The 12,735-nt window shown below is 72.9% G+C and carries 11 protein-coding genes and 2 pseudogenes; 9 read left to right on the top strand and 4 right to left on the bottom strand.

The genetic code is table 11. The features are described from left to right. Positions 1–248, bottom strand: a pseudogene (locus GT045_RS40385) (protease); the annotation flags it as partial. Between the two features lie 239 nt (positions 249–487). Here GT045_RS40385 and GT045_RS38695 point away from each other — a divergent pair. The 3 genes and pseudogenes from GT045_RS38695 (at position 488) to GT045_RS38685 (ending at position 3,556) form a co-directional block, all read left to right on the top strand. Then, positions 488–1,315: a glycerophosphodiester phosphodiesterase gene (locus GT045_RS38695; RefSeq protein WP_161297392.1), complete on the top strand. Its 828-nt coding sequence runs from the start codon at positions 488–490 to the stop codon at positions 1,313–1,315. A gap of 104 nt (positions 1,316–1,419) precedes the next feature. Beyond that, positions 1,420–2,001, top strand: a pseudogene (locus GT045_RS38690) (ATP-binding protein); the annotation flags it as partial. 592 nt (positions 2,002–2,593) lie between these two features. Further along, positions 2,594–3,556: a DUF5926 family protein gene (locus GT045_RS38685; RefSeq protein ID WP_161337056.1), complete on the top strand. Its 963-nt coding sequence runs from the start codon at positions 2,594–2,596 to the stop codon at positions 3,554–3,556. A 261-nt stretch (positions 3,557–3,817) separates the two neighbouring features. Here GT045_RS38685 and GT045_RS38680 read toward each other — a convergent pair whose 3' ends face one another. Both GT045_RS38680 and GT045_RS38675 read right to left on the bottom strand, forming a co-directional pair. Then, entirely contained in the window at positions 3,818–4,336 is a 519-nt protein-coding gene (locus GT045_RS38680) for a hypothetical protein (RefSeq protein WP_161337063.1), read from the bottom strand. Between the two features lie 157 nt (positions 4,337–4,493). Further along, the gene (locus GT045_RS38675) at positions 4,494–5,159 is read right to left on the bottom strand and encodes a bifunctional DNA primase/polymerase (RefSeq protein ID WP_161337055.1); all 666 of its coding nucleotides are present in this window, start codon (positions 5,157–5,159) and stop codon (positions 4,494–4,496) included. A gap of 612 nt (positions 5,160–5,771) precedes the next feature. Between GT045_RS38675 and GT045_RS38670 the strand changes: the two genes are divergently transcribed. Together GT045_RS38670 and GT045_RS38665 are read left to right on the top strand one after the other, a co-directional pair. After that, on the top strand, positions 5,772–7,208 hold the full coding sequence (locus tag GT045_RS38670; protein ID WP_161337054.1) for a PP2C family protein-serine/threonine phosphatase: 1,437 nt from the start codon (positions 5,772–5,774) through the stop codon (positions 7,206–7,208). Between the two features lie 189 nt (positions 7,209–7,397). Continuing rightward, positions 7,398–8,882 (top strand): aminopeptidase P family protein, encoded by a 1,485-nt coding sequence (locus GT045_RS38665; protein ID WP_161290833.1) that lies wholly within the window; start codon positions 7,398–7,400, stop codon positions 8,880–8,882. Between the two features lie 229 nt (positions 8,883–9,111). Here GT045_RS38665 and GT045_RS38660 read toward each other — a convergent pair whose 3' ends face one another. Continuing rightward, positions 9,112–9,558 carry an ATP-binding protein gene (locus GT045_RS38660; RefSeq protein WP_161290835.1) on the bottom strand — a complete coding sequence of 149 codons (447 nt, stop codon included), beginning with the start codon at positions 9,556–9,558 and terminating at the stop codon, positions 9,112–9,114. A 187-nt stretch (positions 9,559–9,745) separates the two neighbouring features. Between GT045_RS38660 and GT045_RS38655 the strand changes: the two genes are divergently transcribed. From GT045_RS38655 to GT045_RS38640, 4 genes are all read left to right on the top strand, one after another. Continuing rightward, a complete protein-coding gene (locus GT045_RS38655) occupies positions 9,746–10,603 on the top strand; it encodes a hypothetical protein (protein WP_202529515.1) in 858 nt (285 codons plus the stop codon). 183 nt (positions 10,604–10,786) lie between these two features. After that, positions 10,787–11,512: a YcnI family protein gene (locus tag GT045_RS38650; RefSeq protein ID WP_161290837.1), complete on the top strand. Its 726-nt coding sequence runs from the start codon at positions 10,787–10,789 to the stop codon at positions 11,510–11,512. A gap of 102 nt (positions 11,513–11,614) precedes the next feature. Beyond that, the gene (locus tag GT045_RS38645; RefSeq protein WP_161337053.1) at positions 11,615–12,268 is read left to right on the top strand and encodes an SCO family protein; all 654 of its coding nucleotides are present in this window, start codon (positions 11,615–11,617) and stop codon (positions 12,266–12,268) included. After that, complete coding sequence (locus GT045_RS38640; RefSeq protein WP_161337052.1) at positions 12,265–12,732, top strand: copper chaperone PCu(A)C; 468 nt, start codon at positions 12,265–12,267, stop codon at positions 12,730–12,732. The genes GT045_RS38645 and GT045_RS38640 overlap by 4 nt, the downstream gene beginning before the upstream one ends. Positions 12,733–12,735 lie beyond the last annotated feature (3 nt).

Raw genomic sequence — 12,735 nt, 5'->3', positions numbered from 1 at the left:
GCCGGAGCCGCCGGGCCCTGCGGGTACGCCCCGCCCTGCGGGTACGCCCCGCCCTGCGGGTGGGCCGGGCCCTGGCCGGGGGCGGTGGCCGGGGCCGTCGGGCTCTCCTGGGGCACGGGCGGAAGCGGTGCCGTCGGCGCGTGTCCCTCGGGCGGGGGGCCCTGCGGAGCAGCGGCGGGAGAGGCCGTCGGCACGGGAGGTGCGGACGGCGCCGGGGGTACCGTGTTGCCCTCGTTCTCGGTGCTCACAGCTCTTCTCCTCGGTCCACGCCTGTTGTCGTCGGTCGTACTGGTCTTGCAGTCAGCTTTTCCCATGGGCCGTCAGAGCACCATAAGCGGTGCCTGTGGGTCCGGCGGTCTTCTTTATATAGGATCTATTACGACCTACATGGCAAAAGTTACATAAACGATCAGGGCGGGTGCCCTGTTCGTCGCCCGGACGCGTCCGCGCCGCCCCGTGTACCCGACGACGATGGCACCATGACGCGGTGACCCACGCACCACAGCACTCCATCCAGGTCGTCGCCCACCGGGGCGCCTCCGAGGACGCCCCCGAGCACACCCTCGCCGCCTACCGTAAGGCGATGGAGGACGGCGCCGACGCCTTGGAGTGCGACGTACGGCTGACGGCCGACGGCCATCTGGTCTGCGTCCACGACCGGCGGGTGAACCGGACCTCCAACGGCCGCGGCGCGGTCTCCGCCCTGGAGCTGGCCGACCTGGCCGCCCTCGACTTCGGCTCCTGGAAGACGGGCGAGGGCTGGCGCGGACGGGACGAGGAGCCCGACTGGGAGCACCGGCCGGAGGACCGCGAGGACACCTCCGTACTCACGCTGGAACGCCTGCTGGAACTGGTCGCGGACGCGGGACGGCGGGTGGAGCTCGCCATCGAGACCAAACACCCCACGCGCTGGGCCGGCCAGGTGGAGGAGCGGCTGCTGACGCTGCTGAAGCGGTTCGGCCTGGACGCGCCGGCCACGGCCGCCGAGTCGCCGGTGAGGATCATGAGCTTCTCGGCCCGGTCGCTGCACCGCGTGCACGCCGCGGCGCCGACCCTGCCGACGGTCTGCCTGATGCAGTTCGTCTCGCCCCGGCTGCGCGACGGGCGGCTGCCCGCGGGCGTGCACATCGCGGGCCCCTCGATCCGCATCGTGCGCAACCACCCCGCCTACGTGGAGCGCCTGAAGCGGGCCGGCCATCAGGTGCACGTGTGGACCGTGAACGAGCCCGAGGACGTCGACCTCTGCCTCGAGATGGGCATCGACGCCATCATCACCAACCGGCCGCGCGCGGTGCTGCGCCGACTGGGTCGCTGAGCCCACCGGCCGCACCCCCCGGATCCGGGCGTACCGGCCGCTGCCGGGCGGATTCCGTCACGGGGTGTGCACCGGCGCGTTCGCTGCGTGTGCGGTCGCGTCGAATGCGTCACCGGAAGAGGACTGGCCGGTTTCCGGTCCAGGCCAAGAGGGCATCCACACCCTGGCGTGGGGCGAAGGAGGTCTCGGGGGTGGCGTTGGTGGTGGCACAGGAAGTGCCGACGTCGTCGAGCATGGCCGTTCCCCACGGCCCTGCCGGCGTGGGGAAGGCGCGGCACCGGATGCGGGCGCAGTTGCGCAGCGGCGGCGTGGCGGAATCGGTCATCGACGATGCCGTACTGATCCTTTCCGAACTGCTCAGCAATGCCTGCAAACACGGGCGGCCGCTGGGAGACGCGCCGGCCGGGGACGGTGACGTCCGCGCCGCGTGGCGCGTCGACGCGCACGGGCGGCTCATCGTGGAGGTCACGGACGGCGGCGGGCCGACCCGTCCGGCGCCCGCCACTCCGTCGGTGACCGCGCACGGCGGACGCGGACTGAACATCATCACGGCCCTCGCCGACGACTGGGGCGTGCGGGACGACGTCCGGGGCGAGGTGACGGTCTGGGTGCTGGTCCACGAGGACGTCCACGATCCCGATGCCGGGTGCCGGCCCGAGGCGTTCGCTACGCGCGTCACGCGGCCGGGGACGTCCGGGCTGCCGCTCACGGACCCGCCGCTGCCGGACCTGGCGTTGCCGGACCTGGCGTTGCCGGACAGGGCGGCCGCAGACCTGCCGCGACCAGGGGTGCCCGCCGCGGATCTGACGCGGCCAGGAGTCTCCGCCGCGGACCTGACGCTGACGGACCTGTCCGGCCTGGACTTCGCGGATGCGTTCGAGGACCTGGACTGACCGGGCGGGATCCGCAGACCGGGACCGACCGTCGGTGCCGTCGGGAGCCGGGAACGACCGGGCACGTTCGCGGGCCAGGGCCGACCGGGCACTTTGGGGAGCCGGCAACGACCGGGCGCGTACGGGGGCTGACAACGACCGGCCGCATTCGGAGGCCAGGACCGATCGGGTGCGTTCGGACCGACCGGCCGCGTTCGGAAGCCAGGACCGACCGGGCGCGTTCGGGAGCCGGGAACGACCGGACGCGTTCGGGGGCCGGGAACGACCGGACGGCCCCCGCGCGGCGTCGAGCGCGCGTGCGTTGTCCACGGGTTCCCGTAGGCCAGGGCCCGAACGGCTAGGCTCCGGACGTACCGAGAAGAGCCGTAACCGGGAGACGCCCACCATGGCCAAAAAGCGACCCCAGACGAAGGCCAAGCCGCAGCTGAACGACGGGGAGATCCCGGTTGTCGGCGCCCGAGAACCCTGCCCCTGCGGCAGCGGGCGGCGCTACAAGGCATGCCACGGCCGGGCCGCCGCGCATGCCGCGACCGAGCTGGTGCAGCGCCCGTTCGAGGGGCTGCCCGGCGAGTGCGACTGGGTCGCGCTGCGGGAGCTGGTCCCCGCGGCGACGGCCGAGCTGCCGCTGAAGGACGGCCTGCCCGAGGGCGTCCCCTCCGTCACGCTGGCGACGGTGCTGCCGATGGCCTGGCCCGCGCTGCGCCGCGACGACGGCTCGGTCCTGCTCGGCCTGCAGAACGACACGGCGTCCGGTGACATCAGCCGCGACCTCGCCGACACCCTGCTGCGCGCGCTGGAGGCCGAGCCCGGCACCCCGGTGCAGGGCCGCCGCGCCCCCGCCGGCAGCCCCCGCCTGCAGGATCTGCTGGACGCCGAGGGCGTCTTCGAACCGGTCGTGCACAGCGGCTTCGAGTTCTGGGTGCCGGACGCGGAGAACGCCACACCCGAGGTGGCCGCCTCCCTGGAGCGGGCCAACGCCGCCGCCATCCCGACCGTGAAGCTGTCCGGTGTGGACGCCGCGTACTGGTGCGAGACGCCGGAGAAGAACCACCTGCGCTGGGTCATGCCGCATCCGGAGGAGCAGCTTCTGGACGCTCTGGCGCGGCTGCACGCGGCGGGCCGCTCCAGCCTCGGCGAGGGCACCCGGCTCGTGGGCTCCTTCCGTGCTCACGGCCTCACCGTGCCGGTGTGGGACCTGCCGAGCGGTGTCTCGGCGGACGACGTGGAGAAGCCGGCCGCCGAGTTCGCCGAGCGGCTCGCCGCGGCCCTCGCCGTCAAGGAGCCCCTCACGCCGGACGAGCGCCGGGCGCGCGGCGGGCTGACCAACCGGCAGGTCACCCTCAGCTGAGCGCCGGGCCGCTGGTGTCACGGCTGAACGGTCGGTCAGTCGTGACACCGTGCCGCGCGGCAGGTGACTCCTGTCACAACTCGCCGTTCCGACACGGAATTCGGTGTCCGAATCGCCAAGACGGAATTTGCGAACCGCCGATCTCTTGTTACCGTTCCAGTAGCCCGGTTGCTGGTGCATCCCCCGTCGCCAGCAACCGGGCCTTTCCATGCCCTCGTCCGGTGGACGGCATGCCGCTTCCCGTCAACTGCGCGGGCGCTTTCAGGAGTTGCTGCCCGAGCGGAGCAGCAGCGCCCCCCGCGACCCGCGCGACGCGAACTCGGTGACGGCCGTGTAGGCGGCCGGTACGCCACGGGTGTGCTCGCGGGGTGTCTCACAGGTGGCGGGCTCGTCGCCGGCCCCGGTGACGCAGTGCGTCTGCACGGTCCGGTCATCCGGACCCATCAGGCTCAGCACGGAGTCCAGCGATTCGCCGGTGGCGTTGCGGTAGTAGGCGCGCGCCCAGGTGTCCTCGCCCTGCGTCAGCACGCACGTCTGCGCCTCGATGCCGTCGGGCGAGGTGAGTTCGGGGCCGCAGCGGGCCGCCGTGGCGAGTCCGATGCCGAGCAGGAACGGGGCGTGGCGGGCGGTACGCGCGCCGGTCTTCGCGTCCCCCCCGTCGGCGGCCGACGCATCCCCCCGGTCGGTGGCCGGCGCGTCCCCCCGGTCGGCGGCCGGTGCGGCGGCCCGGCCGGCGTCGCCCACCTGGCCGGAGGCCACGGTCAGCGGCAGCGCGACCACGCCCGCCACGATGCCCACGAGGGCGAGCAGACGGAGGTTACGGGCGTCCCGCCCGCCGCGGAGCGGCTGTGGGGCTCGGTGGCCGCCGGTATGACGCAGCATGCCCGGAAGACTACGAGCCGGCGGCGCCCGGCCGGCCCGGCCGCGCCCGACACCCTCACAACTCGGGTGCGCTCACACCCGTACGAGTGAGGGCGTCCACCACCGCGTCCACCACGGCCTCCACGCCGGGCACCCAGGGCGAGGCCGAGCCGGGCAGCGGAGCGCGCTCCCAGCGGACGGCACCCTGACCGGTCTCGGAGGGGGGCAGGGCGATGTAGCCGCCCGTGCCGTGGAAGCGCAGGGAGCCGGGGACGAAGTCCTTGGCGTAGAGCAGCTCGCCGAGCTGTTCCATGGAGTACGGCCGCACGAGCAGCGACCAGCGGGTGGGCGAGGCGATCACCGGCCCCAGCCGCATGCCGCGCCGGTCGAGCAGGGCCAGGGCACGGGAGGCGGCGAGTGCCGGCAGGCTCACCGCGCAGGGCGCCGGACCGCCCGTGGCCAGGATGATCGGGGCGCTCGGCCGGTTGGTCCACCACCAGCGCACCATGCGCGGGTCGGTGGTGGCCGCGAGCAGGCCGGGGTCGAAGGGGTGCGCTCCGGGCACCGTGCATTCCGGGTCGGGGCAGGCGCAGCGGGACCGGCCCCGCGCGTCCGGTGCCACACCGGGGAGTACCGGCCACCCCCATTCCGCCGCGAAGGTCAGGGCCGCGCCGATCAGCTCGGGCCTCCCGCCGTTTCGCCTGGCCAGGAGCCTGCGTCGCCTTCCGAGGATCTCGCGCATGAGCGCTCGTTCCTTTCCGTTGCACCGCTGGCAACACCGTGGGCTACATCACACCATGTGTCGATCACTTCACTGTGCGTATCTGATGGCGCATCACACCCCCGTGCACGGCATGGGGAACCCCAAGGGGCGAGCGTCGGTCGCGTCCGCGTCCATGGTGCGTCTGTTCAAAGGCACGGGCGCGGCACTGGGGTGGCGAAGTCTGGCGTTTTGCCGTCGCGCGTGGTTCTCTCCGCCTCCGCCACGGGAGGATGGGGCTCGGCCGTCGGTGGCTATGACGCCCGGGTCCGTCGCCAGGTTCCGGGCGGCCCCCAACCACCCCTGGCCTTCACCGAGTACGTACCCATCACGACCGTTGTGACGCTCCGTGGAGCAAGGCCAGTCGACCGCAATGGACCGATACCTGAGGCAGTTTTGAGCCAACTTGGCGGTAACGCAAGGGGTTCGGGAAAAACCCTCTCCCGCCCCCTGGACACCAGGAATCCCCGCAGGACAATGCTGGACATCCCCTCACGAGTGCGTGTACATGTGGAGACACTGCTAGCGGCGCAGAATGACATGGGGGTTTGCGATGCTTCTGAGCAATACGCACCGGTCTGAGAGCCGGACGCCATGAACGCCCCCCACCCTCCGAAAGTGGCCGGAATCGATCCCACACTCTCCACTCCCGCACACACTGTCGCGCCCGCACCTCCCGCCCCGGGTACCGGTCCCGTCCCGGACACCGCCTCCGTCCCCGCGCCGGGCACCCCCGCCCCCGGTGCCCTCCTCCAGGACCGCCTGGCCGGCTGGGTCTCCGATCTCACGACCCTCCACGAACTCACCGAGCGCCTCTCCCGCACCAGCGCCCTCGACCCCGCGCTGCACGAGATGCTGCGCGCCGGGGCCGCCCTGGTCGGCGCCCGCCGCGGCCTGGTCGTCCTGGAGCCCGCCGACGGGCTCGGCCCCCGCTCCACCCTCGGCCTCGGCCTCGGCCGCGCCGACCTCGGCCACATCGAGACCGTCCCGCGCGGCGCCCTGCCGTACGACACCGGCGGCGCCGCCGAGCTGGTCCACGCCGACCTGTTCGCCGAGGACGGCCTCGACCCGCGCCACCGCGAGGTCGCCGCCCGCCTGGGTTACGCCGCCAGCTACGCCCTCCCCCTCACCACCGAGTCCGCCGGCCGCCTGGGCGCGGCCGTCTGGCTCTACGACGAACCGGCCGAACCCGACGAGCGGCAGCGCCACCTCGCCGGCCTCTACGTCCGGCACGCAGCCGAGCACCTCGCGCGGCTGGTGGAGGTGGAACGCACGCGTGCGCGCATGGCGACCCTCGCCGAGGAACTGCTGCCCTCCCGGCTGCCCCGGGTGGCCGGCGTCCAGCTCGCCGCCCGCCATCGCGCGGGCGCGCGCGGTGGCGGCGACTGGTACGACGCGCTGCCGCTGCCGGACGCGGCCCTCGGCCTCTCCGTCGGCTCGGTCACCGGCTCCGGCCCGAGCGCGGTGGCCGCCATGGGCCGGCTGCGCGCCTCCCTGCGGGCCTACGCCGTGATGGAGGGCGAGGACCCGGTGGCCGTCCTGTCCGACCTGGAGCTGCTGCTGCGGCTGACCGAGCCCGCCCGCTCGGCCACCGCCCTGTTCGCCTACTGCGAGCCCGCCCTGCGCAAGATCACTCTGGCCGGTGCCGGGCACAGCCCGCCGCTGCTGATCGGCGAGCGGCGTACCGAGTTCGCCGAGACCTCCGTCTCCGCGCCGCTCGGCATGCTCGCCTGCTGGGAGGCGCCCAGCGTGGAGATCGAGGCGGAGGCCGGGGAGACGGTCCTGCTCTACACCGACGGGCTGCTGCACCGTACCGGCGATCCGATGGACCGGGCCTTCGCCCGGCTGCACGCCGCCGCTGCGAGCGTCCCGCGCGCGGTGCGGCACGATCCGGGAGCCGTCGCCGACCACGTCCTGCGCGCCGTGCTGCCGGACGAGCCGGAGGCGGGGTCCCGGTCCGGCCGGGCGAAGCCGGGACCGGGGGACGACGGCGACGAGGACGTGGTCCTGCTGGCGGCCCGTTTCGACTGACCGCGGAGCGCCGCCGCCCGGCACGGCTCGTCGGGCGCGGGACGCCGCCGGTCGGCATGACCGGGCATAACAGGTCATCCGGCCCCGCCCGCCACCGGTACGACCGTACGATGATGGAGGTCCCCGCTCGGTCACGAGCAGGAGCGCGCGGACCCCGGGGGAGATCAATGGCGTATCGAGGAGGATCACGTGTCCGACGAGCTCAACCCGGCTGTGCCCGACTCCGCTACCGCGGAGGGCCCCGAGACCGAGTCCGAGGAGACCGTCAAGCAGCGGAAGAACGGCCTGTACCCGGGTGTCTCCGACGAGCTGGCCGAGAACATGAAGTCCGGCTGGGCCGACACGGAGCTGCGTGACCTGAAGCCGATCGAGCAGGCCGCTCACACCGCGCGCCGCCGCGCCGCGCTCTCCGCCCGCTTCCCGGGCGAGCGCCTGGTCGTCCCGGCGGGCAACCTGAAGACCCGCTCGAACGACACCGAGTACCCCTTCCGCGCGTCCGTCGAGTACGCGTACCTGACCGGCGACCAGACCGAGGACGGCGTCCTGGTGCTGGAGCCGAAGGGGGACGGCCACGAGGCGACGATCTACCTGCTGCCCCGCTCGGACCGCGAGAACGGCGAGTTCTGGCTCTCCGGCCAGGGCGAACTGTGGGTCGGCCGGCGCCACTCCCTCACCGAGTCCGCGGCCCTGTACGGCATCCCGGCCTCCGACGTGCGCGAGCTGGCGGACACGCTGCGCGAGGCCACCGGCCCCGTCCGCGTCGTGCGCGGCCACGACGCCGGCATCGAGGCGGCCCTGACCGACAAGGTCACGGCCGAGCGCGACGAGGAACTGCGCGTCTTCCTCTCCGAGGCCCGCCTCGTCAAGGACGAGTTCGAGATCGGCGAGCTGCAGAAGGCCGTCGACTCCACCGTCCGCGGCTTCGAGGACGTCGTGAAGGTCCTCGACAAGGCCGAGGCGACGAGCGAGCGCTACATCGAGGGCACGTTCTTCCTCCGCGCGCGCGTGGAGGGCAACGACGTCGGCTACGGCTCCATCTGCGCCGCCGGCCCGCACGCCTGCACCCTGCACTGGGTCCGCAACGACGGACCGGTCCGCTCCGGCGACCTGCTCCTGCTCGACGCCGGCGTGGAGACGCACACGCTCTACACCGCCGACGTCACCCGCACGCTGCCGGTCAGCGGCACGTACAGCGAGATCCAGAAGAGGATCTACGACGCCGTGTACGACGCCCAGGAGGCCGGCATCGCGGCCGTGAAGCCGGGCGCGAAGTACCGCGACTTCCACGACGCCGCGCAGCGCGTGCTGGCCGAGCGGCTCGTCGAGTGGGGCCTGGTCGAGGGCCCGGTCGAGCGCGTCCTGGAGCTGGGTCTGCAGCGCCGCTGGACGCTGCACGGCACCGGGCACATGCTCGGCATGGACGTCCACGACTGCGCGGCGGCGCGGACCGAGACGTACGTGGACGGCGTCCTGGAGCCGGGGATGGTGCTGACGGTCGAGCCCGGCCTGTACTTCCAGGCCGACGACCTGACGGTCCCGGAGGAGTACCGGGGGATCGGTGTCCGGATCGAGGACGACATCCTCGTGACCGAGGACGGCAACCGCAATCTCTCCGACGGCCTGCCGAGGCGCTCCGCCGACGTGGAGACGTGGATGGCCTCGCTGAAGGGCTGATCCGCACACACATGGCCGGGTACCGGGGAGGTGCCCGGCCTTGTCGTACGCCGGGTACCGGGAGAGGTGCCCGGCCTTGTCGTACGCCGGCGGACCGCGACCGGTCGCGGCCGTGCGACGGAGCCGCGGGCAGGCGCGGCGACCACCGCACCGAGACCGTCGGCCCGCTCGCGCTCGCCGCGCCGACCGACAGCCACGCCCACGACCTGCCACGGGCGCGCGTCGCCCGCTAGGCCGTGAGCAGCGAGGGATCCTTCTTCCACTTGAGGATCTTGTCGAAGCTGACCACCGTCCCGCCGCGCCCGGGCCTGGCCCCGATGTGGACGTGGTCGGCGAGTTCCCGGATCAGGCAGAGGCCGCGCCCGTGCTCGGCGTCCGTCCGGGCGGGCCGCAGGTCCTGGGTGGCCCGGGTGAAACCGGAACCGGAGTCGGACACCTCGATACGGCACTTCTCACCGTCGAGGTACGCGGTCACCCGGTACGCCTCCGAGGCCCCCGGGCACGGGTTCCCGCCGTGCTCGACGGCGTTCGCGCACGCTTCGCTCAGGGCCACGGACAGGTCGTAGGAGATCTCCGGGTCGACGCCCGCCGTCTCCATCGTGCCGATCAGCAGGCGGCGCGCGAGCGGCACGCTCGCGGCCTCGCGCCGGAGATGGAGTGACCACCAGATGCTCATGCTCCAGCCTCCCGGCCGCGGCTCGACATACCGTTACCTATTGCCGCCCGTAGGCGCCCGTAAGCACTCAGTTGACGTGACTCCGCCCATACGGCCGATGCGCGGCGACCGGAATCGGTGTATGAGGGACGCCTGAGGCGACCTGCCGTATGCCACCGGTGAAGGCAGTGGGATGATGAGCCCCGCCATGACAGCCCCCCACCCGCGCACGGCGCGTCCCGGAGCCGGACTCCGGATACTGCGGGCCGCGGTGTTCGCCGCGGTCTGCGTCGCGCTGGCCGCGTGCGGGCACACCCTGGCCTCCTGCGCGGGCATGCCGCTGTGGACGCTCGGGGTGGGTTTCCTCGGATCCCTGCTGCTCGTGGCGCCGCTCGCCGGGCGCGCCCGCTCGCTGCCGGGCATCGCCGCGCTCCTCGCCGTCGGCCAGACCGTGCTGCACACGCTGTTCGGGCTGGGGCAGCACGGTGCGATGGCCTCCGCCGGCATGCCGGCGGGGTCCATGGCCCCGACCGGGACCGGCGGTCTCACGGGCGTGCTGAGCGACAGTGCGCTGGTGGAGCGCGCGGCGCGGCTGGTGTGCGGGTCGGCTCCGGCCTCCCTCACCCCGGGACACGCCTTCCGGCTGCTGCTGGACGCGCGGCTGATAGACCGCTCCGGCCGGCCGACGGCCGTCCCGGCCGGCATGGAGCATCTCCACGACGCCGCCGGAGCCTCGGCCGGTCTGCTGCCCTCGCTGCCGATGCTGCTCGGCCATGTGCTCGCGGCCGTGGCCGCCGGCTGGCTGCTGCGCCGCGGCGACCTGGCCGTGCTGCGGCTGATCGAGCTGTCGGCGCACGGAGTCACGGAGGGGGCGCTCGTCCGTTCCTTGCGCGCCGCTCTCGCTCTGGTGCGCGCCCTGTGCGCCGGCCCGCTGTGCGTCACCGGGACCGGTCCGCGCGGCCGTCGCCGGGAGAGGGACGACGCCCCGGCCCCGCACACCGCCGTACTCCAGCACACGGTGATCCGGCGCGGCCCGCCCGCCGCCGAGTTCCTCCTCGCCGCCTGACACGACGCGACCACCGCTCCAGCGCACCCGGGAAACGGAGAGCCGGACGGGAGGGCCGCCGTCGTGCGGCACGCACGTGTGCGCACACCGACATCGGTCCGGTCCACCACGAGTGGTACGGCCCCGCGCACGCGTACTCCTGATCACCAGCGCAACTCACCCGGAGTGGAGTACCCAACCGCCATGAAGGCTTCTCGCATCGCCGCCGCCACCGTCGTCGCCGGCTCGGCCGTCCTCGCCCTGTCCGCCCCCGCCTTCGCGCACGTCACCGTGCAGCCGGAGGGCACCGCGGCCAAGGGCGGTTACGCGGTCGTCGACTTCAAGGTCCCGAACGAGCGTGACGACGCCTCGACCACCAAGATCGAGGTCAACCTCCCGGCCGAGCACCCGATCGCCTCGGTGATGCCGCAGCCCCTCCCCGGCTGGAAGATCGACATCACCAAGTCCAAGCTGGACAAGCCGCTCACCATGCACGGCGAGAAGATCGACGAGGCCGTCACCAAGGTCACCTGGACGGCCGACGGCAAGGGCATCGAGCCCGGGTACTTCCAGAAGTTCCCGGTCTCCCTCGGCGCACTGCCCGAGGACGCCGACCAGCTCACGTTCAAGGCCATCCAGACGTACTCCGACAAGGAGATCGTGCGCTGGATCGAGGTGGCGCAGAAGGGCCAGGACGAGCCGGAGAACCCGGCCCCCGTGCTGGAGCTGTCCGCCGCCGCCGACGACCACCACGGCTCCGTGACCCCGGCCGCCGACGACAAGGCCGACAAGTCCGAGCAGGCGGCCGCCGACGACTCCGACGGCGGCACCGACAACACCGCGCGCGTGCTCGGCGTGGCCGGCATCGTCATCGGCATCGCGGGTGTGGCCTACGGCGTCCTCGCGGGCCGCCGCCGCACCGCCGCCTGAGCCCCGCGTTCCGCAGCGCACCGGGGCTCGTACGGCGCCTCCCACGGCGTCCCCGTACGACCCCGGTGCGCGCCGGATTTCACACTTCTGGGACATTTTCCTATGCGCAAGAAGACGTTCGCCGCGGCCGCGCTGTTCGCCGCCGCCACGCTGACCCTCTCCGCCTGCGGCAACGGGGACGACGACTCCTCACCGGTCGCCGTGGCCTCGGGCGGATCCGGTTCGAACCAGGTCGCCACCGTGCTCGACCAGCCGTTCACCAAGCCGGACCTGGTCCTGACCGACACGCACGGCAAGAAGTACGACCTCCGCGAGGAGACGAAGGGCCACCCCACCCTGGTCTACTTCGGCTACACGCACTGCCCGGACATCTGCCCGGCGACGATGAGCAACATCGCCGTGGCCAAGAAGGCACTGCCCAAGGCCGAGCAGGACGACCTGCGGGTCGTGTTCGTCACCACCGACCCCGGCCGTGACACGCCCGCCGAACTGGGCAAGTGGCTCCAGGGCATCGACTCCCGGTTCGTTGGCCTGACCGGCGACTTCCGCAAGATCCAGGCCGGTGCCCGGTCGGTCGGCATCTCCGTGGAGCCGACGACGAAGGACAAGAACGGCAAGCTCGTCTCGGTGCACGGCACCCAGGTCATCGCCTTCTCGCCGAAGACCGACGCCGGTTACGTCCTCTTCGGCGAGTCCGCCACCGCGGACGACTACACCAAGGACCTGCCCAGGATCGTCGAGGGAGCCAAGCCGTGAGGCGTCTCGCCCTGCTCACCGCCGGCGCGCTCGCCGGTGTCCTGGCCCTCACCGGCTGCTCCGGATCCGGCTCGAAGCCGGCGGCGGGCACGGCGGAGCTGTCCGTCAGCTCCTCCTACATGCCGCAGCCCGTCTCCGCCGACATGGCGGCCGGCTTCCTGACGATCACCAACGACGGCGGCACCGACGACGAGCTGACCTCGGTCAGCAGCGACGCCGCCGGCCAGGTCACCATGCACAGCACCGTCGGCGGGGCCATGACGGAGAAGTCGTCCTTCCCCATACCGGCCCACGGCCGGCTCGTGTTCAAGAGCGGGGGCAACCACCTGATGTTCGAGAAGCTGAAGCGTGCGCCGAAGCAGGGCCAGACGGTCGCCGTGCAGCTCACCTTCGCCAAGTCCGGGCCCGTCACCGTCGAGATGCCGGTGAAGTCCGCGACGTACAACCCGTCGACCGGCCACTGAGGG

The sequence above is a fragment of the Streptomyces sp. SID486 genome, assembly GCF_009865385.1.
Classification (GTDB): Bacteria; Actinomycetota; Actinomycetes; order Streptomycetales; family Streptomycetaceae; genus Streptomyces.
The sequence above is the reverse complement of the archived record's forward strand: the minus strand, read 5'-3'. Positions and strand labels throughout refer to the sequence as shown.